This is a genomic window from Hymenobacter sp. 15J16-1T3B (genome assembly GCF_020711235.1).
Classification (GTDB): Bacteria; Bacteroidota; Bacteroidia; order Cytophagales; family Hymenobacteraceae; genus Solirubrum.
The window spans coordinates 70,827-95,731 of sequence record NZ_JAJFAV010000017.1 but is presented as its reverse complement, the minus strand read 5'-3'; the positions used below and the strand labels follow the sequence as shown (position 1 = coordinate 95,731).

General features: G+C 64.5%; 23 protein-coding genes and 2 tRNA genes. 12 read left to right on the top strand and 13 right to left on the bottom strand.

The annotated features are described in order from the left end of the window. Positions 1-92: 92 nt before the first annotated feature. Positions 93-968, bottom strand: coding sequence for a M48 family metalloprotease (locus LJ737_RS22825; protein WP_227769073.1), 876 nt, complete (start codon positions 966-968; stop codon positions 93-95). A 222-nt stretch (positions 969-1,190) separates the two neighbouring features. Here LJ737_RS22825 and LJ737_RS22820 point away from each other — a divergent pair, with 222 nt between their 5' ends. Continuing rightward, entirely contained in the window at positions 1,191-3,284 is a 2,094-nt protein-coding gene (locus LJ737_RS22820) for a T9SS type A sorting domain-containing protein (protein ID WP_227769072.1), read from the top strand. 82 nt (positions 3,285-3,366) lie between these two features. Here the strand turns inward: LJ737_RS22820 and LJ737_RS22815 are convergent, their stop codons facing one another. Then, on the bottom strand, positions 3,367-5,187 hold the full coding sequence (locus LJ737_RS22815) for an ABC transporter ATP-binding protein (protein WP_227769071.1): 1,821 nt from the start codon (positions 5,185-5,187) through the stop codon (positions 3,367-3,369). Positions 5,188-5,261: 74 nt separating this feature from the next. Continuing rightward, positions 5,262-5,588 (bottom strand): STAS domain-containing protein, encoded by a 327-nt coding sequence (locus tag LJ737_RS22810; protein WP_227769070.1) that lies wholly within the window; start codon positions 5,586-5,588, stop codon positions 5,262-5,264. Positions 5,589-6,095: 507 nt separating this feature from the next. Between LJ737_RS22810 and LJ737_RS22805 the strand changes: the two genes are divergently transcribed. Together LJ737_RS22805 and LJ737_RS22800 are read left to right on the top strand one after the other, a co-directional pair. Next, positions 6,096-6,167, top strand: a tRNA-Glu gene (locus tag LJ737_RS22805). A gap of 23 nt (positions 6,168-6,190) precedes the next feature. Then, a tRNA-Glu gene (locus LJ737_RS22800) sits at positions 6,191-6,262 on the top strand. A gap of 247 nt (positions 6,263-6,509) precedes the next feature. On the opposite strand, the gene LJ737_RS22795 is transcribed toward LJ737_RS22800, so the two are convergent. The 8 genes from LJ737_RS22795 to LJ737_RS22760 form a co-directional block, all read right to left on the bottom strand. Next, positions 6,510-7,112 (bottom strand): acyltransferase, encoded by a 603-nt coding sequence (locus LJ737_RS22795; RefSeq protein WP_227769069.1) that lies wholly within the window; start codon positions 7,110-7,112, stop codon positions 6,510-6,512. Between the two features lie 8 nt (positions 7,113-7,120). Then, positions 7,121-8,308 (bottom strand): 3-hydroxyacyl-CoA dehydrogenase NAD-binding domain-containing protein, encoded by a 1,188-nt coding sequence (locus LJ737_RS22790; protein ID WP_227769068.1) that lies wholly within the window; start codon positions 8,306-8,308, stop codon positions 7,121-7,123. Between the two features lie 67 nt (positions 8,309-8,375). Continuing rightward, positions 8,376-8,888, bottom strand: a complete 513-nt coding sequence (gene paaD / locus LJ737_RS22785) for a 1,2-phenylacetyl-CoA epoxidase subunit PaaD (protein ID WP_227769067.1) — start codon at positions 8,886-8,888, stop codon at positions 8,376-8,378. Positions 8,889-9,000: 112 nt separating this feature from the next. Next, positions 9,001-9,798 carry a 1,2-phenylacetyl-CoA epoxidase subunit PaaC gene (paaC, locus tag LJ737_RS22780; RefSeq protein ID WP_227769066.1) on the bottom strand — a complete coding sequence of 266 codons (798 nt, stop codon included), beginning with the start codon at positions 9,796-9,798 and terminating at the stop codon, positions 9,001-9,003. Positions 9,799-9,809: 11 nt separating this feature from the next. Beyond that, on the bottom strand, positions 9,810-10,097 hold the full coding sequence (gene paaB / locus LJ737_RS22775) for a 1,2-phenylacetyl-CoA epoxidase subunit PaaB (protein WP_126692595.1): 288 nt from the start codon (positions 10,095-10,097) through the stop codon (positions 9,810-9,812). 158 nt (positions 10,098-10,255) lie between these two features. Next, positions 10,256-11,209, bottom strand: coding sequence for a 1,2-phenylacetyl-CoA epoxidase subunit PaaA (gene paaA / locus LJ737_RS22770; RefSeq protein ID WP_227769065.1), 954 nt, complete (start codon positions 11,207-11,209; stop codon positions 10,256-10,258). Between the two features lie 237 nt (positions 11,210-11,446). Next, entirely contained in the window at positions 11,447-12,529 is a 1,083-nt protein-coding gene (gene paaE, locus LJ737_RS22765; RefSeq protein ID WP_227769064.1) for a 1,2-phenylacetyl-CoA epoxidase subunit PaaE, read from the bottom strand. A gap of 80 nt (positions 12,530-12,609) precedes the next feature. After that, positions 12,610-13,191 carry a TetR/AcrR family transcriptional regulator gene (locus tag LJ737_RS22760; RefSeq protein WP_227769063.1) on the bottom strand — a complete coding sequence of 194 codons (582 nt, stop codon included), beginning with the start codon at positions 13,189-13,191 and terminating at the stop codon, positions 12,610-12,612. A gap of 359 nt (positions 13,192-13,550) precedes the next feature. On the opposite strand from LJ737_RS22760, the gene gap reads away from it, so the two are divergent. The 4 genes from gap (at position 13,551) to LJ737_RS22740 (ending at position 16,717) form a co-directional block, all read left to right on the top strand. Next, positions 13,551-14,555 carry a type I glyceraldehyde-3-phosphate dehydrogenase gene (gene gap, locus LJ737_RS22755; RefSeq protein ID WP_227769062.1) on the top strand — a complete coding sequence of 335 codons (1,005 nt, stop codon included), beginning with the start codon at positions 13,551-13,553 and terminating at the stop codon, positions 14,553-14,555. A 342-nt stretch (positions 14,556-14,897) separates the two neighbouring features. Next, on the top strand, positions 14,898-15,797 hold the full coding sequence (locus LJ737_RS22750; protein ID WP_227769061.1) for a diacylglycerol/lipid kinase family protein: 900 nt from the start codon (positions 14,898-14,900) through the stop codon (positions 15,795-15,797). 102 nt (positions 15,798-15,899) lie between these two features. Then, on the top strand, positions 15,900-16,238 hold the full coding sequence (locus LJ737_RS22745) for a translation initiation factor (RefSeq protein ID WP_227769060.1): 339 nt from the start codon (positions 15,900-15,902) through the stop codon (positions 16,236-16,238). Positions 16,239-16,327: 89 nt separating this feature from the next. After that, complete coding sequence (locus LJ737_RS22740) at positions 16,328-16,717, top strand: DUF1622 domain-containing protein (protein ID WP_227769059.1); 390 nt, start codon at positions 16,328-16,330, stop codon at positions 16,715-16,717. Between the two features lie 136 nt (positions 16,718-16,853). On the opposite strand, the gene kdsB is transcribed toward LJ737_RS22740, so the two are convergent. Beyond that, the gene (gene kdsB / locus LJ737_RS22735; RefSeq protein WP_227769058.1) at positions 16,854-17,594 is read right to left on the bottom strand and encodes a 3-deoxy-manno-octulosonate cytidylyltransferase; all 741 of its coding nucleotides are present in this window, start codon (positions 17,592-17,594) and stop codon (positions 16,854-16,856) included. A gap of 213 nt (positions 17,595-17,807) precedes the next feature. On the opposite strand from kdsB, the gene LJ737_RS22730 reads away from it, so the two are divergent. The 5 genes from LJ737_RS22730 to LJ737_RS22710 all read left to right on the top strand — a co-directional run bounded on the left by LJ737_RS22730 (position 17,808) and on the right by LJ737_RS22710 (position 23,661). Continuing rightward, on the top strand, positions 17,808-18,860 hold the full coding sequence (locus tag LJ737_RS22730) for a LysM peptidoglycan-binding domain-containing protein (RefSeq protein ID WP_227769057.1): 1,053 nt from the start codon (positions 17,808-17,810) through the stop codon (positions 18,858-18,860). After that, positions 18,860-19,573, top strand: coding sequence for an HNH endonuclease (locus LJ737_RS22725; RefSeq protein ID WP_227769056.1), 714 nt, complete (start codon positions 18,860-18,862; stop codon positions 19,571-19,573). The genes LJ737_RS22730 and LJ737_RS22725 overlap by 1 nt, the downstream gene beginning before the upstream one ends. Beyond that, complete coding sequence (locus LJ737_RS22720) at positions 19,570-20,328, top strand: TIGR02757 family protein (protein WP_227769055.1); 759 nt, start codon at positions 19,570-19,572, stop codon at positions 20,326-20,328. The genes LJ737_RS22725 and LJ737_RS22720 overlap by 4 nt, the downstream gene beginning before the upstream one ends. 73 nt (positions 20,329-20,401) lie before the next feature. Further along, entirely contained in the window at positions 20,402-21,133 is a 732-nt protein-coding gene (locus tag LJ737_RS22715) for a hypothetical protein (protein ID WP_227769054.1), read from the top strand. Positions 21,134-21,243: 110 nt separating this feature from the next. Next, on the top strand, positions 21,244-23,661 hold the full coding sequence (locus LJ737_RS22710; RefSeq protein WP_227769053.1) for an endonuclease MutS2: 2,418 nt from the start codon (positions 21,244-21,246) through the stop codon (positions 23,659-23,661). An 89-nt stretch (positions 23,662-23,750) separates the two neighbouring features. Here LJ737_RS22710 and LJ737_RS22705 read toward each other — a convergent pair whose 3' ends face one another. Further along, positions 23,751-24,791 carry a hypothetical protein gene (locus LJ737_RS22705; RefSeq protein WP_227769052.1) on the bottom strand — a complete coding sequence of 347 codons (1,041 nt, stop codon included), beginning with the start codon at positions 24,789-24,791 and terminating at the stop codon, positions 23,751-23,753. Positions 24,792-24,905 lie beyond the last annotated feature (114 nt).

Sequence of the window (24,905 nt, the reverse complement as noted above, 5' to 3'; positions counted from 1 at the left end):
ACCAACGCACCACCCGCGGAGCCGGCCACAAAAGAAAATGCCCGCGGCCAAGGCTGGTCGCGGGCATCAGGAGAGAAGGGACGAAGCGAGGCTTACGACGGATCGGTCAGGCGGCCGATTTGCTGGCCTTGCGGGTTGAAAATGCCGCCCTGGGCGCTGATGTACAGCCGGCGCTGCTGCCCGTCGATGAGCACGAAGGGAAAATCGGCGCTGCTGGAGCGGGTCAGGCGGCCCACCACGGCGGCGGTGCGGTCGTCCTGATCCACGCGCACAATGTTCAGGCCCTTGGTCACGTACAGTGGCTGCGAGGGATTGTCGCGGAACGTGAGCTTGCCCACGAAGCTGATCGGCTGGGCCACCGGCTGGGCTTGCACCGGCCGCGGCGCAATGGCTACGGGCTGAGCCGAGGGCGCCGACGAGCGGCTGCTGGCGGCAATCTGCCCGTTGGCCTGCTGCCAGCCGCGGTTGATGGCGGCCAGGCGCGTGCTACGGCCCGGGTGCGTAGGGGAGTCGTAATCCTGCGACACCACGGCCAGGGCCGTCTGGGCTTCGGCGAGGCTGGCGCCCATCTTGCGGAGCACGAAGCCCGAAAACTCGTCGGCTTCCAGCTCGTCGGCTGGGTTCGAGCCGCCACCCTGCAGGGTGTGGCCGTTTAGGTGGTGGCCCATTTCGTGGGCCAAAATGCTCACGCCGGCCCAGTCGGTGCGGCTGGCACGGTTCACGGCGGCCACGAAATTGGGGTTGTATAAGAGGAAGCGCTGGCCCCCGTACACCACGGCCGCGGCGTTTTCCACCTCGGTGGTGGCGCGCAGCTGGAAACGGGGCTTCAGCCCAACGACATCGGTGATTTCCCGCAGCACGTCACGCTGCGGCGCCGGCTGAGCGGCTTGGGCCACGCCGCTCGTCAGCAGCCCCACGAAGAGGAGCAGGCTGGTCAGCAGCTGGCGGAAAGTGCGGGTGCGGTTCATGAAAAAATCCTTTTGTTTCAGCGTGGAGGTTTGCAAGAATGCTGCCAAAGTCAGTGGCTCTGCCGGGCAGGCAGCTTGCTATAAGGTAACGTAAGTCGGGCCGGTTTTCGTTTGTTCGGCCCCAGAATAATTGCAAGCTGGAATTCTATAGTCCCCGGTTTTGTTCAACGCCCGACCGCCCTGCTGTAGGAGCTTTTCCCGGTCAAGTACAAAGCCGATTGTATGACGAGACGTCCGTTACTGGTCGCCCTGTTCTGGGCCTTTACGTTCCTGACGGCCCCGGGGGCCCGCGCCCAAGAAACCTGCCTGCTGGTGCCCGCCTCGCTGAAGCAGCGCACGGCTAAAGCCGCCTTGGTCGTTGAAGCACGCGTGAGCGGGCAGCAAGCCGTGGCCGATGCCCAGGGCAACATCTTCACGCTGCACCAGCTCGACGTCTACAAGGTGTTTCAAGGTCAGTTGCCAGCCTCGGGCCTGCGGCTGGCTGAGCGCGGCGGCACGCTGGGGTTGCGCCGCGAGGAAGTGACGGGCACCGCCGCCCTGGCCGTGGGGCAGCAGGGCCTGTTTTTCCTGGAGCCTGACCCCGTTGGCCCCGAGCGGCAGGCCTACCGGCTGGTAGCTGGTCCCCAGGGCTTTGTGCGCTACGACGCGCCCACCGGCACTGCCGCCGAGCCCTTTGCCCGCTACCGTTCCATCGAAGACGAGCTATACCCGGCCGTGGAGCGCAGCACCGGGCAGGCCCGGCGCACGCTCAAAGCCAACCCCGCGCTGCTGGCAGTGCCCGCCAGCACGGCGGCCCGCACCACGGCGCCGATTATCGGCAGCTTTCTGCCCGCTAGTCTCTCGGCGGGAACCGGTAGCGTGCTTACCATTGTGGGCACGGGCTTCGGCACGCTGGGCAGCGCCAGCAAAGTCGAATTTCCCAACGCCGACCAGGGCGGGCAGTCCTACGTGGCGGCCAACAGCACCGATTACGTACTCTGGACCGACACCCAGATCCAAGTTCGGGTGCCCTCGCGCACGGGCAGCGGCGGGGCTGGCTCCGGCACCTTCCGCGTCACCACGGCCGACGGCCTGACCGTCAGCAGCCCGGCGGCGTTGGCCGTGGTGTATTCCTATTCCAACGTGGCCTCGGGCAGCGCCGCGCCCGCCCGGCCCCGCCTCGTCAACGACGACAACCTGGGCGGCTACACCCTGCAGTACGCGGGCGAGTTTGCCGCCAATGCCGACGCCAAGGCCGCGTTCGAGCGGGCCCTGGCGACCTGGCAGCCCGTTACCCGCCTGAACCTGCGCATCGGCGCGGCGGCCAGCAGCAGCGTGGTAGCCAGCGACGGAATCAACATCGTGCGCTTCGATACCGGCGGCGAGCTGCCCAGCTACGTGCTCGGGCAGACCACCTCGCGCTACAGCGGCTGCATCACCGGCGGCGTGACGTACTGGACGGTGGCCGAAACCGACTACAATTTCAGCCCGGCCTACAGCTGGAACTTCACCACCGCCGCGCCCACCAGCTCGCAGTTTGATTTCGAGAGCGTGGCCCTGCACGAGCAAGGCCACGCCCAGCAGCTGGGCCACATCATCCGGCCCGGCGCGGTGATGCACTACGCCATCGGCAACGGGCAGCAGGCGCGCACGCTCAGCCTCGACAGCGACGTGGCCGGGGTGCAAGCCGTTATCGACTTCAGCCTGACCAGCCCCAACCCCTGCGGTGCAGCCCTGATTCAGTTGCTGCCTGCCACGGTGCTGCCCGTTGAGCTGCTGAGCTTCGCCGGCCGCTACGAGCCCGCACTGCCCGGCACGCGCCTGAGCTGGGCCACGGCCACTGAGCAGCGCAGCGCCTATTTCGCCGTGCAGGCCACCGTCAGCCCCACGGATGCGGCCAGCTGGCAGGAAGTGGCCCGCACGGCTGCCGCTGGCCAGAGCACCGGCCGCCGCGACTACCAAGCCACCGACCCACGGCCGCTGGCGGCCGGGCAAACGCGCTACTACCGCCTGCGCCAAGTCGACACGGACGGCACGGAGCAGTTCTCCGACGCGGTAAGCGTGAGCGGCTCCGGAGCCGCCCTGGCCGAGCTGCAGGCGTACCCCAACCCGGCCAGCGAGGTGCTGCACGTGCAAGTTCCACCGACCGACAACGCCGCGGCCGGCCAACTGACGCTGCTGGACGCCGCCGGCCGCTTGGTGCAGGAGCTGCGCCCCGCGGCGGCCACCGCCGCCTTCGAGGTGCCGGTAAGCCAGCTGCGCAACGGCGTGTACCTGCTGCAGTGGCATGCCGGCAACGGGCCGGTGCTGCGCCGCCGCATCATGGTGCAGCACTAAGTCGGGCGCGGAACTCTCATAGACAAACCGCCCCGCTGGGTGCAGCGGGGCGGTTTGTGTATAATCCAGAACGTGGGGCAAATCAAGCGGGAAGCGAGGCCTTTTGCGCGGCGCCATTGACGGCCGGCGCACCCAGCGCCGCCGGGCGCTGCCGCTCCCCGATTTGCTGCCGCCACATGGCGTAATACAGGCCCTTGCGCTCCAGCAGGTCCTCGTGCCGCCCGGCTTCCACGATGCGGCCGCGCTCCAGCACGTAGATGCAGTCGGCGTGCAGGATGGTGCTCAGGCGGTGGGCAATGAGGATGGTCAGGTGGCGCCGGGTGGCCGACAGCTCGCGCACCGTGCGGCTGATTTCTTCCTCGGTAAGCGAATCCAGCGCCGAGGTGGCCTCGTCGAATACCAGCAGGGTGGGGCGCCGCAACAGGGCCCGGGCAATGCTCAGGCGCTGCTTTTCGCCGCCCGACACCTTCACGCCGCCCTCGCCGATAACCGTATCGAGGCCCTGCGGGGCGCGGCGTAGCAACGAATCGGCGGCGGCCTCATGCAGGGCGCGCAGGCATTCCTCATCGGTGGCCTGGGGCGCCACGAAGCGCAGGTTTTCGCGGATGGAGCCGGCGAAGAGCTGCGGGTCCTGGGTTACAAAGCCGATTTGCTCGCGCAGCGCGTCCAGATCAAGCTGGGCCCCCGGCACGTCGTTGTACAGGATCTGGCCCTGCGCCGGCGGGTACAGGCCCACCAGCAGCTTCACCAGCGTGGTCTTGCCCGAGCCCGAGGGGCCTACGAAAGCCACCGTCTGGCCCAGTTCGGTGCGGAACGAAATGCCGTCCAGCGCCGGCGTGTTGGCCGAAAGGTGGCGGAAGTGCACGTCGTCGAAAGCCAGGGTGCGCAGCGGACCGATGGCGGCGGGCGCGGCAGGCTTCACGTCGCGCGGCGTGTCGAGAATCTGCTGGAAGTTGGCCAGCGAAGCCTCGGTTTCGCGGTAGATGTTGATGATGTTGCCCAGCTCCTGCAGCGGCCCGAAAATGGCGAAGGAGTAGATGAACAGCGAGAAAAATTCCCCCAGCGTAATCTTGTGCTGGGCCACCAGAAACAGCATCATCAGCAGAATGGCGCTGCGCAGGGTGTTGACGAAGGTGCCCTGCACGAACGAGAGGGAGCGGATGTAGCGCACCTTTTTCAGCTCCAGCTGCAGAATGCGGTCGGTGGTGGCGTTCAGGCGCTGGGTTTCCTGCTGGGCCAGCCCCAGGCTCTTCACCAGCTCGATGTTGCGCAGGCTTTCGGTGGTCGAGCCGGCCAGCGCCGTCGTTTCGGCCACGATGGTTTTCTGCACCACCTTGATTTTCTTGCTCAGCAGCGAGCTGACGAAGCCCAGCAGCGGGATGGTCAGGAAGTAGGCCGGCGCAATGGGCCAGTACACCGTGGCCGCGTACCACATCACGAAGATGATGCCCACCACGGAGGTGAAGAGCACGTTGACGAAGTTCTGAATGAGCTTCTCCACGTCGGCGCGCACCTTCTGCAGCTTGCCCAGGGTTTCGCCCGAGCGTTGGTCCTCAAACACCTGGTAGGGCAAGTCCAGCGAGTGGCTCAGCCCGTCGGCGTACATCTGCGCCCCCAGGCGCTGGGTGATGACGTTGACGTAGTAGTCCTGGAAGTTTTTGGCAATGCGCGACACCATGGCCGCGCCCATGGCCTTGAGCACGAGCAGCCCCGCGCCCCCGGCCAAAAACGCCGCCAAGCCCGGCCGCAACGAGCTGCTGAGCGCGGGCGTCACGTGCTTGTCGATGATCTGCCGGAAGATGTAGGGGTCGAGCAGGGAGAAAATCTGGTTGATGGCCGCCAGCAGCAAGGCCAGCACCAACAAGCCCCAATACTGGCGCAGGTAGCCGAATAGCAGTTTCATGAGGGGAAGGTAGGGGAGGAGAGTCCCCCAACAACCTCCCACCCCGGTAGAAGTTTTTCCGGCGGCCGCTGGGCTTAAGCGGGTTCTTCCTCGGCCATTTCCGGCCGCGCCTCGGGGGCTATATCGGCAAAGGCTTGGCGCACGGCGGCGGACATTGGGCCGAGCACCAAGCGCACGGAACGACGGCCCAGGCGCTTCTGGTAGCGCATCAGCAGGTCGCGGGCGGCGGCGGGCAGGTGGTGCAAGCGGCTGCAGTCGATCCAGACGCTGGTTTTGCCGCTGCGGCAGGCCTGCGACAGGCAGCGCGCCAGGGTATCGGCGGCCGAGCCGCCCGCGGGCGAAGCGCTTTCGGCCAGCAGCAGCACGTAGCGGTCGGGCAGGATTTCGTGGTAAACGTCCATGGGTGGGAAGGGGGCAGAGCAGGTAAGCAGGAGCGGCGTGGGCGGCTGACAGCCGCCGTTTCGCCTGATACGAATTATAATCTGAAAAGATAAGGTATTGATTATGAATTGAATTATGAAATGGATGGTCTGTTGTTAGATTGCCATTTCTGAGGGCTACAGGTATAAAATCCGTATTTGTCGCAGGGCCAAATACGTATCTGCGTCAGTGCCGACACCTCGACGGTGCGCTTTATTTGCGCAGTGGGCTGCCTGTCAAATGCGGCAACCGACGTGGCCTCAGGTGTGGTGTCACGTCGTGACAGGCAGCCTGCTTTTTTTACCCGGTCGGGTGGAATACGCTGTTGAAAGCCGCGCAAATTCGGGTAATTCGGCCCGGCTGTGAAAAATTTGGGCTTGAAAATCAGCGAAATTTGCTCGAACACGGCCTTTTTTTAGCGCCATTCATTGCGCTGCTTGTTTCGCCTACTATCTTTGCACCATCAAACGACAACGGCGCCGTTTTCCGCTCCGTTCGTCTAGGGGTTAGGACTGCAGATTTTCATTCTGCCAACAGGGGTTCGATTCCCCTACGGAGTACTAAACCGTTGTTGTTTGAACCCGCTCCGTTCGTCTAGGGGTTAGGACTGCAGATTTTCATTCTGCCAACAGGGGTTCGATTCCCCTACGGAGTACAATAACCTAAGAAACGCCTTGTAAGCTCGCTGCTTGCAAGGCGTTTTTTGTTGCACAACGGCTGTTCTACTGCACCGGGGATAGGCCGCGGTGCAGTAGAACAGCCGCGCCGCCGCGCGGGTAATCGGCTTCGCGCGGCTGGCGTGTGCAGCCGCGCGAAGCCAGCCGTTCAATCCTAACCAAGACGGAGTAGAAACGAAGCGTGGCTAAGTCGATAGAAACCGCGGCGTTGCGGGAAACGCGCCCTCAGACGGTGCCCGATTTGCGCTCCGCCCAGGTCGCGTAGCTGCCGGACTGCACGGCGCGGTCGGCGGGCACTTCGCGCAGCGGCTCGCAGGGCTGCAGCGTCGCGTGCAGGTCGGCGGGCAGCTGCATGTAAATCTGCGTGCCTTCGGTTTTCCAGGCCAGCATGTCGTCGCTGACCTGCCGGATAATCTTGTGCGGATTGCCGACCACCAGGCTGCGCGGCGGAATTACCTCGTCGGCCCGGATGAAGCTCAGGGCGCCGATGATGCTTTCGTCGCCGATGTCGACGCGGTCCATGATGACCGCGTTCATGCCCACCAGCACGTTGCGGCCCACGGTGGCGCCGTGAATGATGGCGCCGTGGCCGATGTGGGCCATTTCCTTGAGCCGCACCGTGGTGCCCGGAAACATGTGCAATGTGCAGTTTTCCTGCACATTGCAGTTGTCCTCGATGATGATCTGGCCCCAGTCGCCGCGAACGGCCGCGCCCGGGCCCACGTACACGTGGCGGCCGATGATGACGTTGCCCGTGACCGTGGCCTGCGGGTGCACGAAAGCCGTTTCGTGCACTACCGGCACGATGCCGTTGAAGGAATAAATCATGCCGGGGTTCAGGAATGCGAGAGGGCCGGCGCGGGGAAAAATGTTTGCCCGGCGGTGGCGAGGCGGCGCAGCAGCGGGCTGGCGCGGTAGCGGTCCTCGCGGTACTCCTCGTAGAGCGCGTCGAGGGTGTTGAGCACGGCGGGCAGGCCCAGCTCGTCGGCCCAGGCCAGCAGGCCCTTGGGGTAGTTCACGCCGCGGGTCATGGCCAGTTCCAGGTCGTCGCGCGAGGCCACGCGCAGGTGCAGTGCGTCGGCGGCTTCGTTGATGAGCATGGCCAGCACCCGCTGCAAAATGCGGTGGCCCAGGGCCGGGTCGCGGGTAGGTTCGGGCGGGGTGGCGCCTTCGCGGTAATCGTAGAAGCCGCGGCCCGCCTTGCGGCCGTAGTAGCCGGCTTCAAACAGGCGTTTTTGGGTCAGGGAGGGCTTGAAGCGCGGATCGAAGTAAAAGGCGGTGAACACGGCTTCGGTTACGCGGTAGTTCACGTCGTGGCCGATGAAATCCATCAAGGCAAACGGACCCATGCGGAAGCCGCCCAACTCGGTCAGCGCCCAGTCGATGGTGGCCGCGTCGGCCACGCCTTCGTCGAGCAGGCGCAGGGCCTCGCCGTAGTAGGGTCGGGCCACGCGGTTGACGATAAAGCCCGGCGTGTCCTGGCAGATAACCGGCAGCTTGCCCCAGCTCTGCACCAGCGCCCGGGTTTCCTCGGCCAGCCCGGCGCGGGTCTGTACGGCCGGAATGACTTCCACCAGCTGCATCAGCGGGGCGGGATTGAAGAAATGGATGCCAATAAAGCGCTCCGGCCGCTGGCAGGCCGAGGCAATGCTGGCCAGCGACAACGACGAGGTGTTCGACGCCAGCACGCACTCGGCGGGCACCACTGCTTCTACGTCGCGAAACACGGCCTGCTTGACCGCCAGCTCCTCCACAATGGCCTCGATGACCAAGCCGCAGGCCGCGAAGCACTGCAGCTCGGCGCAGGGCCGCACGCGGGCAATGGCGGCTTCGGCCTCCGCCGCGGGCAGCTTACCCTTTTCGGCCAGCTTGCGCAGGCTGGCGCTGATGCCGGTGGTGGCGCGCTGCAGGGCGGCCGCGTTCAGGTCAAACAAAAACACGGGGTGGCCGGCCTGGGCTACGACCTGGGCAATGCCCGCGCCCATGGCGCCGCTGCCGATGATGCCGACGGTAATCTTGTCCATGCGGGAATAAGGAGTTGGGGAGCCGGCGGTGGGGCGCAGCGGCCGGAAAGCCGGGGCCCGCTGCCGGTTAGTGGCACTTAAAGTAGTCGAAGGGTTCCAGGCAGTCGTCGCACTGATACAGCGCTTTGCAGGCCGTGGAGCCGAACTGGCTCACGAGCCGGGTGCGGGTCGAGTGGCAGTGCGGGCACTTGATGGCTTCGTCTTGCCCGAACAGGCTGAGCACGTGCCCGGTGGCATCCTTGGGCGGGGCAATGCCGTACGCCTCCAGCTTCTGCTTGCCGGCTTCCGACATCCACGCCGTCGTCCAGGCCGGGCTGAGCTGGTGGTGAATGTGCAGGGCGGTGATGCCCTCGGCCAGCAGCCGCAGCCGGATGTCGGTGGCAATGGTGTTCATGGCCGGGCAGCCGGAGTACGTCGGGGTGATGGTAATGTGCGCCTGCCCGTCGGGCTCGACCCGCACCCCGCGCACAATGCCCAGGTCCAGAATGCTGAGCACCGGCACTTCGGGGTCGCACACCTCTTCCAGCAGCTGCCAGATGCGCTGCTCGGTGGGCATTACGGCGTTGAGGTCGGTCGTCATTCGTGCTGGGTTTCGGTCTGTGAAACGGCCGCTGCTTTCGGTAGCCTCGGCAAGCCTCCCAAGAGCTAAGGCTGCGGGGGCCACGCAGGCAGAGCCAAACGGGCGGATTAGCCTACCACTTCAGCCCCGGGTAGGCCCGCTGCAGGTACTGCAACTCGGCCAGCAGGTAGCCCAAGTGCTCGGAGTGGCGGCCGGCCTTGCCGCCTTTCTGCATAAACACGCCCTGGGGCAGGGTGAGCGTGGCTTCCTCAAACACCCGCGCCACGTGCGCGTCAATCTGCTGCTGCAGGGCGGCGTAGTCGGGAAGGAAGCCGGCGGCTTGCAGGGCCTGTTCGGTGGCGGTGGGCGTGGTCAGCTCCCCGCTGTAGCGCCACAGGGCCCCGATGGCCGCTTCCACGCGGCGGCGGCTTTCGGCGGTGCCGTCGCCGAGGCGGATGATCCACTCGGCGCTCCACTTCACGTGGTATGCCGCTTCCTTCACCGATTTTTCGGCAATGGCGGCCAGCTGCCGGTCGGGGCCGGCTTGCAGCTGCACCAGCAAGTGGTAGTGAAACGCGTCGTAGAGGAACTGCCGCACCACGGTGTGGGCGAAGTCGCCGTTGGGCTGCTCCACCAGCAGCGGGTTGCGGTACTCCACGGCTGCGCGCAGGTAGGCCAAGTCGTCCTCGGTGCGCCCCTGGCCCTCCAGTTCGGCAGCGTACTGGTAGTAGCTGCGCGCCTCGCCGAGCAAGTCTAGCGAGATGTTGGCCATGGCCAAGTCTTGCTCCAGGATGGGGCTGTGCCCGCACCACTCGCTCAGGCGGTGAGCCAGAATGAGGCTGGTATCGGCCAGCTGCAGCACGTAGGCGAAGAGCTGCTGGCGCAGCTCGGGCGTCACGTCGGGCAGGGTAATGGTATGCGTTTCTTGCATAATCGGCCCGATTACATGTGCTTGATGGAATCCGGCACGGTGTAGAACGTGGGGTGCCGGTAGATTTTGTCGTTGGCCGGCTCGTAGAAGGCGGCCGCGTCGTCGGGGTTGGAAGCGTGCACGTGCTTGGATTCCACCACCCAGATGCTCACGCCTTCGAGGCGGCGCGTGTACACGTCGCGGGCGTTTTGGATGGCCATTTCGGCGTCGGCGGCGTGTAAGGAGCCCACGTGCTTATGGTCGAGGCCCTGCTTGCTGCGGATGAATACTTCCCACAGCGGCCATTCTTTCTGGGACATGTTGAGAGGGGAATGGAGGACGTCATGTCGAGCTTGTCGAGACATCTCGCGTGTTTAATTGGACAGCATTCTTCCCGTTGAGAGAGAGTTACTATCGGCCGTCAGCACGCGAGATGTCTCGACAAGCTCGACATGACGTTCTGGTGTCAGTTAGTTGATTAAGCCGCGGCCGTTTCCGCCCGCTGTTTGCGCTTTTCGGCGTGGGCCAGGGCGGCTTCGCGCACCCAGGCGCCTTCGTTCCAGGCGTCGACGCGGGCCTGCACCCGCTCGCGCGAGCAGGGACCGTTGCCCTTCACCACGTCCCAGAACTCGGCCCAGTCCACGTCGCCGAAGTCGTAGCCCTGCTTCTGCTCGTTCCACTGGAGCTGAGCGTCGGGCACGGTCAGGCCCAGGAACTCGGCCTGCGGGACCATCATGTCCACGAATTTCTGGCGCAGCTCGTCGTTGGTGAAGCGCTTGATGCGCCACTTCATCGACTGCTCGGTGTTGGGCGAATCGGCGTCCTTGGGGCCGAACATCATCAGCGTGGGCCACCACCAGCGGTTCAGCGCGTCCTGGGCCATGGCCTTTTGGGCGGGCGCGCCCTCGCACAGGGTCTGCATGATTTCGAAGCCCTGGCGCTGGTGGAAGCTTTCCTCCTTGCACACGCGCACCATGGCGCGGGCGTAGGGGCCGTAGGAGGTGCGGCACAGCGGTACCTGGTTGAGGATGGCGGCGCCGTCCACCAGCCAGCCGATGGTGCCCATGTCGGCCCAGCTCAGCGTGGGGTAATTGAAAATCGACGAGTACTTGGCCTTGCCGGAGTGCAGGTCGGCCAGCAGCTGGTCGCGGGAGGCGCCCAGGGTTTCGGCGGCCGAGTACAGGTACAGGCCGTGGCCGGCTTCGTCCTGCACTTTGGCCAGCAAAATGGCCTTGCGCTTCAGCGAAGGGGCCCGGGTAATCCAGTTGCCTTCCGGCAGCATGCCCACGATTTCGGAGTGCGCATGCTGGGAAATCTGCCGAATCAGCGTCTTGCGGTACGCCTCGGGCATCCAGTCCTTGGGCTCGATGCGCACGTCGGCGTCGATACGGGTCTGGAATTGTTCTTCCTGGGTGAGTTCAGCCGTTTCCATGTGCGGATAACAACGATTTACTAACAAGCGTTAGCAAAAGTGGGAAATATTTCTGCTGGGCTTACGCCTGACACTTAAGAACGTCATTCCGCGCGAAGCCGAGGAACCGAAGGAAGGCGGTAGCCAATCTGGCGGGTTGGTATCGGGTAGTAACCTCAACGAGCAGCTTACTATCCGGCGAGATGTCTCGACAAGCTCGACAGGACGGCCTGACAAGGTCGTCCAAAACCACTGGGCTTACTGGTCGAAATCCACGCTCACCTTTTCCGAGGTCGGGCGGGCCTGGCAGCTGAGCACGTAGCCCTTGGCCACTTCGACGTCGGAAAGCGAGTAGTTCACGTCCATTTCCACCGTGCCCTCGGTCACGCGGCAGCGGCAGGTGCTGCACATGCCGTTTTTGCAGGAGTACGGCGCGTCGATGCCGCGTTCTAGCAGCGCGTCGAGGATGGTGTCGCCGTAGTACGACATTTCCAGCGGGTACTGCGCGCCTTCGAGCTGCACCGTTACGCGGCTGTGCTTGTCGTCTTCGTCGGCGGGGCGCTGCTGCTGCCGCTCGGCGCGGCGCTGCTGCCCGGCTTCGCCAGAAGTGAACATTTCGAAGTGCACCTTGTCGGGCGCCACGCCGGCTTCCGTCAGGGCTTCTTTCACGCCCAGAATCATTTCCTCCGGCCCGCAGATAAAGGCCTCGTCGATTTCCTGGGGCGGAATGATTTTCTGCAGAAACTGCTCGGCCTTGTGCTTGTCGATGCGGCCGAAGAAGAGGTCCGTGTCGCCGTGCTCCCGGCTCAGGATATGGTATACGCTCAGGCGGTCCACAAACTTGTTCTTCAAGGCCTCAATCTGCTCCTTAAAGATGATGGAGTTGCGCCCGCGGTTGCCGTACACCAAATACACCTGGCTCTGCGGCTCGGTGAGCAGAATGGTCTTGACGATGGACATAACCGGCGTGATGCCCGAGCCGGCCGCAAACGCCACGTACAGCTTCTGCTGCTCGGGGCGGAGCTCGGTGTAGAAGCGGCCCATCGGCGGCATCACCTCCAGCTCCTCGCCCACGCGCAATTGCTGCACGGCATGCGAGGAAAACCGGCCCTCCGGCACCTGCTTGATAGCCACGCGCCACTCGTGGTCCAGGGGGCTGGAGCAGATGGAGTAGCTCCGGCGCACTTCCTCGCCGTTCAGCTCGCGCCGAAAGGTGAGGTACTGGCCCTGCGTGAAGCGGAACGTGTCCTGCAACTCGGCGGGCACGTCCAGCGCCACCGATACGCAGTCCGGCGTTTCGCGCACGATGCTCTTGACTTTGACTTTATGAAAACGGCTCATGTCGTGGTTGGTACTAGGTGCTTAGGGCTTGGTGTTTAGGGCTTGCGTCAGAACAAGCCCTTAGCATCAGCAACTAAGCGCTACTTCGCCAGGCCTTGCAGCAGCATGGTGATGATGTCTTCTTCGAGTTCTTCGGCCGACAAGCCGCGGCCGGGGCGGTACCAGAGCTCCACCCAGCGCACCGCCGAGAGAATGGTGAACAGGGCTACCGACACGTTCAGGGGCTGAAACTCGCCGGCCGCCATGCCTTTCTCAATCAGCTCGGCGAAGCCTTTTTCGTAGTCCTTACGGGCCTGCTTAAAGGCCGTGAGCTGGGGTTCGGGCAGGTATTTCCAGTCGTGGTTGGCCACCGATACGGCCGGCCCTTCCTCCACCATCAGCCGGATGTGCAGCCGGATCAGCGCCTTGACCTTGTCGGCGTAGGAGGCCTGGGTGTGCTCGATGTCGTGGAGCTGGGAAATGTAAATGCCCGCAATGCGCGAGCAAATCAGCTCCAGGATTTCGTCCTTGCTCTTGATGTAGTTGTACATGCTGGCCGCTTCCAGGCCGACGTTGCCGGCCAAATCGCGCATGGACGTGCCGCCGTAGCCTTTCTCTTTGAAGAGCTTGGCAGCTTCGTCGAGAATAAACTGGCGCCGGATGGTTTTCTTGGTCGGCAGCATGGGGTGGGAGCGGGTTGGGGAGGGCAAGATACTAGGATTTTCGGGGTTCTAACGAATGTTCGTAAGAGCAGTTTCGGCGCCGCGCAAAACAAGCCGCCGTACTGGCCGGTTACAGCCTGGACGTCCCGCCGAAGCCCGGCGCGGCCCATCTCACATTATATAGATAGCCACGGCGCGAAGCAGGCCGCTGCAACAGCCGACCAACTGCTCCCCGTTTCGGGGGCCGGGCGGCCGACGAAAGCCGGCCGGGGCAGTGCAGGAAGGTTGGGTTGGCATTTCTCCCCAAGCCGTGTACCTTCGCCCGCGCATTCTCTCCATCGGCCCGGAGCATGGGGCCCAAACCGTTTCCTTTCCCCCTTATGGCTAAAATCAAAGTTGCCATCAACGGCTTCGGCCGCATTGGCCGCCTGACGTTCAAGTCGCTGCTGAGCCGCCCCAACGTGGAGGTAGTCGCCATCAACGACCTGACCGATAACAAGACGCTGGCCCACCTGCTGAAGTACGACTCGGTGCACGGTCGTTTCGACGGCACCGTGACCTACGACGAGAACAGCCTGACCGTCAACGGACAGCGCATTGCGGCCCTGGCCGAGCGCGACCCGAAGCTGCTCCCCTGGGGCGACATGGGCGTGGACGTGGTGCTGGAATCGACCGGCCGCTTCACCGACGAAGCCGGCGCTGGTCAGCACCTGACGGCCGGTGCCAAGAAGGTGGTTATTTCGGCTCCGGCCACGGGCAACATCCCCACCGTGGTACTGGGCGTCAACGAAGACATCCTGACCGGCGAGGAAACCATCCTCTCCAACGCCTCCTGCACCACCAACTGCCTGGCCCCCATGGCCAAGGTGCTGGACGATGCTTTCGGCATCGAGAAAGGCTACATCACCACGGTGCACGCCTACACCTCCGACCAGAACCTGCAGGACGCGCCCCACAAGGACCTACGCCGCGCCCGCGCCGCTGCCTACAGCATCATCCCGACTTCGACGGGTGCCGCCAAGGCCGTGGGCCTGGTGCTGCCCCACCTGAAGGGCAAGCTCGACGGTGTGGCCATGCGCGTGCCCATTCCGGACGGCTCGACGACCGACCTGACGGTTATCCTGAAGCAGGAAGTAACCAAGCAGCAGATCAACGAAGTGATGCAAAAAGCCGCCGAAGGCCCGCTGAAAGGCATCCTGGAATACTCCACCGATCCGCTGGTGAGCATCGACATCGTGGGCAACCCCCACTCGTGCATCTTCGACTCGGAGCTGACCTCGGCCAACGGCACGCTGGTGAAAGTGGTGGGCTGGTACGACAACGAAACCGGCTACTCGACCCGCACCGCCGACCTGATCGAAAAGCTCGGCAACATGGTGAAGTAAGCTGCGGCTGATTCATACAAAAGCCAGTTCCGCTGCGGTGGGGCTGGCTTTTTTGTTTGGTCGAGGATGAGCAAAGCTGTCAACGACGGTAACACCAGCAGTCATTGCGAGGAGGCACGACGAAGCAATCCTTCCTCCAGTAGCACCGCCGGCTCAATACCGACCAACCGAAAACAGCCCCGCCCGAAACCTGCAGTTACTAGTTTCGGGCGGGGCATGTTGTAGCGTTGTACCTCGGGAGGAAGGATTGCCGCGCTTCGCTCGCAATGACAGTGGGTGCTGCCGGCTGCATTTTTATCTGGCAGCTATCCGTTCTTATCCTCGATTTATCTTTGCCGCCCTATGCCCGCCAACCTGTCGCGTCTGTGCTTCATCTTCAACCCGATTTCGGGCACCAACCGGCGCTTTGACCTCCGCGGCTTGCTGCATCGGCAGCTCGGCAAAGAGTACGCCCTGCACTACGAAATCCGCCCGACCGAATACGCCGGCCACGCCGAAGAACTGGCCCGCACGGCCGCGGCCGAGGGCTTCGGCGTGGTGGTGGCCGTGGGCGGCGACGGGACGGTGAACGAAGTGGGCCGCGGGCTGCTGGGCACCGGCGCGGCCCTGGCGGTGCTGCCGCGCGGCTCCGGCAACGGCCTGGCCCGGCACCTGGGCATTCCGCTGGACGCCGCGGCCGCCGTGAACCTGCTGCGCCGCCCCCGCGTGCTGCCCATCGACGTGGGGCGGCTGAACGGGCGGCCGTTTTTCTGCACCGCCGGCCTGGGCTTCGATGCGCACGTGAGTCGCCGCTTTGCCGAAGCCGGCACCCGCGGGCTGGCCACGTACGTGAAGGTGGCCCTGCGCGAGTACGGCCGCTACCGCCCCACGCCCGTCACCATCGAACTGGGCGAGCAGCGGCTCACCTCGGACTGCTACATGCTGGCCTTTGCCAACGCCGCGCAGTACGGCAATAACGCCTACATCGCCCCGCTGGCCGACATCCGCGACGGACTGCTCGACCTCTGCCTGATTGATCAGATGCCGCTGAGCCGGGCCATTCGGGTGGCTTACGGGCTGGCCGCCGGCACGCTGCCGGCCTCGGGCGCGGTGGTGTACCACACGGCCCGCACCGTGCGCGTAACGTCGCCCAAAAACCTGGGCTTCCACCTCGACGGCGACTTTGCCGGCGAGGCCCGCGAAGTGCAAGTCGACCTGCTGCCGCTGGCCCTGCCGGTGGTGGTCGGCACCACGTTTAAGTAGTTGTATCAGTTGCTGCGCAGCGGCCTGGCTACCTTGTGGCCGGCGCCGGCGTCCCGAAATCTTCAACCGGCTGGCCCCGTACCCAGCTAACCATCCAGCGAAATGAGCAAGCAGAACCGCACCGGGGTCGTGTACTCGACCAACCCCGATTTCGAATACCAGAACAACGACGCGCCCGAAACCAGCACGCTGCCGCCCCAGCAGCAGCAGCTGCGCGTGCAGCTCGACAAAAAGCAGCGCGGCGGCAAGCAAGTGACCCTGATTACCGGCTTTGTGGGCCGCGACGAGGACCTGCAAACCTTGGGCAAGACCCTGAAAACCAAGTGCGGCGTGGGCGGCAATGCCAAGGACGGCGAAATCCTGATCCAGGGTGACTTCCGCGAGAAGGTGCTGGCCGAGCTGCTGAAGCTAGGCTACAAGGCCAAGAAAATTGGCGGTTGAGCCGCTGGCCCGCCCGGCAAGCCGTATACCAAGGCATTTTACCGGGCCACGCGGCGGCATGGGGCTGCTCCGGGCCCTATGCTTAGGGCATGAAAACGCAGTTTGAACTCGTCGAAGGCTCGGTGCGCGGGCTGGTGCAGTGGCTGAAGCTGGGCGTGGAGGCCGTGGGCGCCGGCGTCATCGGCTTCGGCATTCTGACGGCCCTGCTGCAGCTGCTGCCCATGCTGCTGCGGCGCCGGCCGGCCAACTTTACGGCCGTGCGCCTGTCGCTGGCCCGCTACCTGGCCCTGGCGCTGGAGTTTCAGCTCGGTGCCGACATTCTTTCCACCGCCATTGCCCCGAGCTGGCAGCAGATCGGGCAACTCGGGGCCATTGCCGTTATCCGCACGGCCCTGAACTTCTTCCTCTCCCGCGAAATGAAGGAGGAACAAGCCTCCGTAGCCGAGGAAGTGGTGGACGCCAAGGCCGACGGTAAGTAACGAAGATATTCAGCGCGTTTATTGGGTGGAATGCACCTGTCATCCTGCGCTTTGTTCAGGATGACACTTCGCTCATCCTTTCTCAACTATTAGGAGAAGGCCAAGAGGTATTCACCCGTCAATCCAGCCTTCAATTTCACGCGCCTAGCTGGCGCAGGGCGCGCTGCACGTCCTCGGGCGTGTCGATGCCGTGGGTGGCCAGCTCGGTTTCGGCGGTGCGGATGCGGAAGCCGTGGGCCAGCCAGCGCAGCTGCTCCAGGGACTCGGCCAACTCCAGCGCATCGGGAGCCAGCTGGGTGAGCTGCTGGAGCACGGCGGGGCGGTAGGCGTAGAGGCCGATGTGGCGCAGGAAACGGTGGTGCTGCAGCCACGACATGGTGGGGTACTGGCGCAGGTAGGGGATGGGGTGGCGGCTGAAGTACAAGGCCTCTTGCTGGGCGCCGAGCACCACCTTCGGCAGGTGCGGGCTGAACAGCTCTTCCTGGCTGATGACTTGCTTGACCAGGGTCGCAATCTGCGTGTCGGCGTCGGCGAAGAGGTCGATAAGGGCGTTGATCTGCGCGGGTTGGATGAACGGCTCGTCGCCCTGGATGTTGACCACGCAGTCGGCCGGCTGCCCAAGCTGTTGGTAGGCTTCCCACACGCGGTCGGTGCCGCTGGGGTGGTCGGGGCGGGTGAGCACGGCCTCGCCGCCGAAGCCGCGCACGTGGTCGAGGATCCGCTCGTCGTCGGTGGCCACCACCACGCGGTCGAGGGCGGCCAGGCGGGTTTGCTCTACCACGCGTTGAATCATGGATTTGCCGGCCAAATCGACCAGCGGCTTGCCGGGCAGGCGGGTGGAGGCGTAGCGGGCCGGAATGATGCCGATGCTGTGCATAAAAAGCGAAAAGAAGCGCCGGGCGGCGGGGCCGGCCGCGGGCGGGGCGGGAGGTAGGACTTAGGCCGGCAAAATTGGCACGATGCTAGCCAAAATCCTGCGCCGCAGGCAACTTTCCGTATCTTTCGGCGAAGCAGCGCGGGGTCCGACGGGTCTACACCACTGATTTATCCCGGGCCACCCGCGCGCTCCTTGCCGTACGCCTCCCTCCGTATGCCCCGAATTTCCTCGACTCTCTCCGCCTGTTGCTTTTTCCTGCTTCCCCTGGCCGCCCCGGCCCACGTGTTTCGGCCCATGCTGCCCGATTCCCTGGGTGTGGTGGTGCAGCAAAACAAAACGTTTGTCCGCCACCGCGTCGCGCCCGGTGAAACGCTCTACGGGCTGGCCCGCCGCTACAAGGTGTCGGTGGAGCAGATCATGGAAGCCAACCCCGGCATCAAAGGCGCCCTCGTTACCGGCCAGGAAGTGCTGATTCCGCGGGTGCGGGCCGTGCTGCCGGCTGCCTCGGGCACGGCGGCGGCCAAGCCAGCCGCTCCGGCGGCCAGCGCCTCCGCCCGCAGCTTGCCCACCGATGCGGCCGGCAACCACGTCTACAAAGTGCAGCCGGGCCAGACGCTGTTTGCCGTGGCCCGCAAGTTCGGCGTCAGCGCCAGCGCCCTGCAGAAATACAACAGCAAGCAGCTGCCCGCCAACGGGGCCGTGAAAGCCGGCCAGACGCTCATCATCGTGCCCGCCGGCGGCAGTAGCGCCCCGGAGGCCGTGGCCGCTGCTCCCGCGCCCAAGCCCGCCCCGCCCACCGCCCGCCCCGAGCGCGACGACGAGGCCGAGAAGGAGCGGGCCCGCGAGCGGGAAGCCGAACGGGCCCGCGAAGCCGAAAAAGCCCGCGAAACGGCGGCCGCTCCGGCTTCCTCGCCCGTGGCCAGCACCCCGACCACACCCACGCCGGCCGCCGATGCCGACGAGGAAAAGGAGCCCGCCCGCGCCAGCGAAATCGTGCGCAAGGTGACGGAAAGCGGTATTGCAGCCGTTATCGAAGGCGGCAACTCCGAGAAGTACTTAGCCCTGCACAAAACAGCCCCGGTGGGCACCATCATGATGGTGCGCAACATCATGAACGGGCAAGTGGTGTACGTGCGCGTCATCGGCAAGCTGCCCGACACCGGCGACAACAACGCCGTACTGATTCGCCTCTCCAAAAAGGCGGTGGCCAAGCTCAACACGCCCGATCAACGTTTCCGCGTCGAAACCTCCTACCTGCCGGAATAATGCGAGCGGCGCCGCGAACGGACATTCGGGCCGGCGAGGTGCTGACCCACGCCGAAATGTGCTGGGTGGAAAGCACCAGCTTGCAGCGCGGCATGAACTTCCGGTTGCACGGGCGCCACTCCGTCATTCTGATGTCGGTGCGGCCCGGCGCGCCCTACGCGGATGAGCTGCGCAATGCGGGGCGGGTGTTGATTTACGAGGGGCACGACGCGGCCCGCAACGTCGCGCCTAATCCCAAACTCGTAGACCAGCCGGAGTTTCTGCCCAGCGGCAAACCCACTGAGAACGGCAAGTTTCGGCAGGCGGCCTTGGCGGCGAAGGCCGGTACAGCTGCCCCCGACCGGGTGCGCGTCTACGAGAAGATTAAAGACGGCATTTGGGTTTACAACGGCGTTTTTGCGTTGGTCGACGCGTGGCAGCAATTCGACGGAACGCGGCAGGTCTTCAAGTTCGAGTTGCAGCTGCTTGATGACGAAACGCCCGCCGTTAGCGAAGCCCTGCCGGACTTGGCGCACAACCGGCTAATTCCCGCCGCAGTAAAACAGGCTGTGTGGAAGCGCGACAAAGGCCGCTGCGTGTCGTGCGGCAGCCCCGACAACTTGCACTTCGACCACATCATTCCCTTCTCCAAGGGCGGCTCTTCCCTGACGGCTGATAACATTCAATTGCTCTGTGCGCGGCACAACCTAGCCAAGCACGCTCACATCCAGTGACCCACTCCGAAATCCAGGCCCTGCTCGACGACCGGTACCGGCGCTACGATCAGCCCGCCTTTATTGATCCCGACCCCATCAGCCTGCCGCACCGCTACTCCCAGCGGGCCGACATCGAAATCAGCGGGCTGTTTGCGGCCCTGCTGGCCTGGGGCAAGCGCAGCATCATCCTCAAGAAGATGGACGAGCTGCTGGCGCGCATGGATAACGCCCCGCACCAGTTCATCCTCGGCCACCAGGACGACGACCTGCGCCGGCTCGAGAAGTTTTGCCACCGCACTTTCTGCGACACCGACCTGCTCTACTTCGTGCACTGGCTTAGCCAGTATTACCGGCAGCACGACACGCTGGAAGATGCCTTCCTGTACGGGGCCACGCAGCGCGAGCGGCTGGAAAACTTCCACAACCTCTTCTTCAGCCTGCCTGACGCGCCCGAGCGCACCCGCAAGCACGTGGCCACGCCGGCCCGCAACTCGGCCTGCAAGCGCGTGAACATGTACCTGCGCTGGATGGTGCGCCGCGACGCGCAGGGCGTCGACTTCGGCCTCTGGACGCGCCTCTCGCCCGCCGACCTCGTCTGCCCGCTCGACGTGCACGTGGAGCGCGTGGCCCGGCGCCTGGGCCTGCTCACGCGCAAGCAAACCGACTGGCAGGCCGCCACAGAGCTGACCGAGCGCCTGCGCGAATTCGACCCCGCGGACCCGGTCAAGTACGACTTTGCCCTGTTTGGGCTGGGTATCGACGAGAAGTTCTGAGGCGGGCAATACAGTGCGGAAATAGGGATAAGTTGCGCTTACTGAATGTTCTCTACTGCTACTGATTACTGTTGTGGCTCCTACTATTGCTGCATTGCAATGTGTTTACCAGCGGGTCCGGTCTGGGCGCGAAACCGTGGGCGTTATTATCGTGGTAACCGGCGGCCTGATCGGGGTGCTGCCCCTCGTACTGCTGGCCTTCGGGCACTGGCTGCGGGGCGGCAGCTACCTGGCGGGCGTATTGCTGCTGCTGTTGCTGGGCTGGCGGCTGTACCGCAGTTCCCACAGTTGCGTGAACGTTGCGTTGACGGAAGCAGCGCTGGAACTGCGAATTGTGGGCGGCCCCGCCTCGGAAACGCCGACTGAGCGGTGGCCGCTGAGCAGCATCAGCAGCTATTCGCTGCTGGCCCTGAACGAGCCCCACGGCGTGCAGATAAAGCTGTTCCGAACCGATGGAAAGACGCTGGTGCTGCGTGATTCGCGCAAACAGACCGCGCCAGACCTGACTGGTTATCTGCCCTTGCATGACTTCTGCCAGGAATTGGTAGAGCGCCTGCGCGCTACTAATCAGAACGTCGCGGCTCGGTTAAATTTTTACCAGAGCTTCTGGGGACACCTGATAGCGGCGACGATGGTGCTAGTGGCGGTAGGCGGCGGGGTGGCCGTTTATGTGGAGCGCATGTCGCTGTCCGGTTACCTGACGATGCTGACCGGGGCCACCGGGTTCATTGCGTACTACGTGCGCAACAACCAGTGGCTGGGCGGGGCTATGGCACCTGACGAAACAGGTAATAGCCGGGTATAACGGCCCTTCGCATAGCTTTGCCTGAATCTTTCTCCCCCCGCGGCTGTTAAAGAAGGCTGCCGTGCGCGGCCAGCCCTTGTTCCCACTACCGACTACTCCATACCCACCTTTTGATTTACCCGCAAACCTTCGAGCAGAAAATCGGCTTCCAGCAGGTGCGTGAGCGGCTGAGCGAGCTGTGCCTGAGCCAGCTGGGCCGTCACTACGTGCAGAAAATGCAGTTTCAGCCCCGCGCCGACGAGCTGAAAAAGCTGCTGCTCCAAACCGATGAGTTTCGCCAGCTGCTGAATTCCGGTGCCGATTTTCCCAGCCAGTACTACCACGACGTGCACCCGCACCTGCTGCGGGCGCAGCTGCCCGGCGCTTTCCTGGAAGTGGCCGCCTTCTTCGAAATCAAGATGTCCTTGCGCACCATCCGCGAGGCGCTGACCTTCTTCGTGCAGGCGCCCGAAGGCCTGTATCCCACGCTGCGCCTGCTCGGCATCGGCGTGCAGGCCGACCGCAACCTGCTGACCAACTTGGACAAAGTGGTGGGCGACGACGGCCACGTGCGCGACGACGCCTCGCCCTTGCTGCGCCAGATTCGGCAGGAGCTGATCAACCGCCAGGGCATTTTGCGCCGGCAGATTGCCGACGTGCTCCGCAAGGCGCGCTCCGAGGGCTGGACGCCCGAGGGCGCCGAGCCCACCATCCGCGGTGGGCGCCTGGTGCTGCCCATCGTGGCCGAGCACAAGCGCCGCATCAAGGGCCTGATCCACGACGAATCGGCCACGGGCCAGACGGTGTACATCGAGCCGGAGGCGGTGTTCGAGCTCAACAACGACATCAAGGACCTCGAAAACGCCTGGCACCGCGAGCTGGTGCGCATTCTGATTGCCCTGACCGATCAGCTGCGCCCCCACATTCCGGATTTGCGCCGCGCCTACCAGTTCCTGGGCCTGCTCGACTTCGTGCGCGCCAAGGCCCGCTTGGCCCAGCAGCTCGAAGCCGCGCTGCCCCGCCTGCACCCGCGCCCGCTCATTCGCTGGGAGCAGGCCCGCCACCCGCTCTTGTACCTGAACTTCAAGGAGCAGGGCCGCGAGGTGGTGCCCCTGGATCTGGAACTGACGCCGGAGCAGCGCATTCTGGTCATTTCCGGGCCGAACGCCGGCGGTAAGTCGGTGAGCATGAAGACGGTGGGCCTTGTGCAGTACATGCTGCAGTGCGGCCTGCTCATTCCCGTGCGCGAGGGTTCCGAGGCCGGCGTGTTCGACGACATTTTCCTCGACATCGGCGACGAGCAGAGCCTGGAAAACGACCTGAGCACCTACTCCTCGCACCTGACGCACATGAAGCAGTTTCTGCTGCTGGCAGGCAAGCGCAGCCTGGTGCTCATCGACGAATTCGGCACGGGTACCGAGCCGGTGCTCGGCGGTGCCATTGCCGAGGCGGTGTTGTCGGAGCTGAACCGGGTGCGGGCCTTTGGCGTCATCACCACGCACTACACCAACCTGAAGAACTTGGCGGAGCGCACGCCGGGCCTCGTCAACGGGGCCATGCGCTACGACCCGAAGCATCTGCAGCCGCTCTACCGCCTCGAAACGGGCAAGCCGGGCTCGTCCTTCGCCCTGGAAATTGCCCGCAAAATCGGCCTGCCCAAGCCTATCGTGGAGCGTGCCTCCCAACTCGTGGGCAAGGAAAAAGTGCGCTACGACCGGCTGCTGGAAGAACTGGAGGCCGAGAAAACCCAGCTGGAAAAGCGCACCGCCGAAGCCGAGAAAAACGAGCGGCGGATGAAAAAGCTGGCCCAGGAGTACCAGGACCTCAAAAACCACCTCGAAGAAACCCGGCTGGACGTCATCCGCGAGGCCAAGCAGAAAGCCAAGCTGCTGCTCAAGGACACCAACGCCCAGATCGAGGCCACCATCCAGGAAATCCGCACCGCCGGGGCCGAGAAGGAGCAAACTAAGGCGGCCCGCCAGAAGCTCGATGCCTTCGTGCAGAAGGAGCTGAAGACGGAGTTGCCCAAGCCCCGCGGCACCCGCGAGGTGGCCGACCCCAAAGCCCTCAAGCCCGGCGACAAAGTGGCTTTGATCGGGCAGGAAGGCTACGGCGAGCTGGTGAGCCTGAAGGGCAACACCGCCGAGGTGCTTTTTGGTGGGCTGAAAACCATCGTGAAGGTGGCCCAGCTGGAGAAGGTGACGCGCTCGGAAATCCGGGAGCGGGAAAAGGAAGCTGCCCGCAAGGCCCCGGCCGCCGAAGCCCGTGCCGGCGGCAATCTGGACGTGACCGGCCGCATGGCCGGCTTCAGCACCACGCTCGACTTGCGCGGCGAGCGGGCCGAAGACGCCCTGCAGCGCGTGATGAACTACGTCGACGACGCCATCATGCTCGGCGTGCCGGAACTCAAGTTCATCCACGGCCGCGGCAACGGCGTGCTGCGCCAGGTGGTGCGCGACTACCTCTACTCCCAGCGGGCCGTGGCCAGCGTGGCCGACGAGCACGCCGACCGCGGCGGCGACGGGGTGACGGTGGCCGTGCTCAAGTAAGCCGGCGCCGGCTTGTTCTGCCGAAACGCCAACGGGGCGGCTCTTCCTTGCGAAGGGCCGCCCCGTTGGCGTTTGGCCGGCTGCTGAAATTATTTCTTGCGGGTAATCATCGGCACAGCCGGCTGGGTAGAAATACCCTGACTGTTGCCCGACGACACGCGGATGTAGTAGGTGGTGCCGGCCTGCAGGTCGTTCAGCGTCATCTGGTGCTGGGTGACGGGCGTCTTGTCTTCCACCACGCCGCCCAGCGCCGGGGTAGCGCCGTACTCGATCTTGGTGGTGCCGGGGTTGACCGTGGCAAAGTCCACCGTGATGCTGTTCTTGGTTACCGCCACCGGCACCGGCTCGCCCTTGATGACGGGCAGGCCGCCGGCCACCACGAAGTCGGTGCTCAGGCGCGGCAGCAGCTGGTAGCCCGTGGGCGTGCCCGCCGGGGAGTGCTGCCCGACCACGCCCACCAGGTCAAACTTGCCGCTGGGCGGGGTGAAGCCCACCAACCCGTTGGGGCCGGTGGAGGGGGCCGAAATGCGCACAATGGCGCCGGCTTGCCCGTTGATGAGGTAGTTCACGTTGCCGACCAGCGCCGTGGCCGTCTGGCCGCCGGTCGTCGTGAGCCGCTCCACGTCGGTGATTTTCACCAAGCGGCCCTCATGGGTTTCGTCCAGCACTTTGGTCAACTCCGCGGCGGACACGGTGGTCATGGCGAACTTACGCCCCGACGCCAGCTTTTTCACCGATTGCACCGGGTCCATTTCCAACAGGCTGTTGTAGTTTTTCAGCGTGCCGGTGGCTTCCACGCTGTCGCCGGGCATGAGGTTTTTGAGGGCGTCCAGCGTGTTCGAGAACAGCGGCAGGCCCGCTTCTTTGTCCTGGATGTAGCGGATGTTGCCCAGTTCCGGGCCGTTAACCACCACGCCGCGCACCGTCACGGTGCTGCCCGGCTCGGCCGTGCGCACCGACGCCAACGTGGCGGGGCCGGCGGGCGCGGCCGGGGTAGCCGGAGCAGCTGGCGCGGCCGGGGCCTTGGTGGTGGTGGTCGTGGTGGTGGTACGCTTGGTGGTCCGGGTTTGGGCCTGGGCCGTCATCAGGGCGCTGCTGAGAAATAGCGCCAAAAAAGTCATTTTCTTCATCGGAGGCGGGGAGGCGGCAATAGGTAATAAGGCGGCAAGCTCTACACAAATTTGGGCTTAGTTCCTGAGACTATTGCAATGGGAAGGGTAGGTATTGCTGAATTTTAATATTTA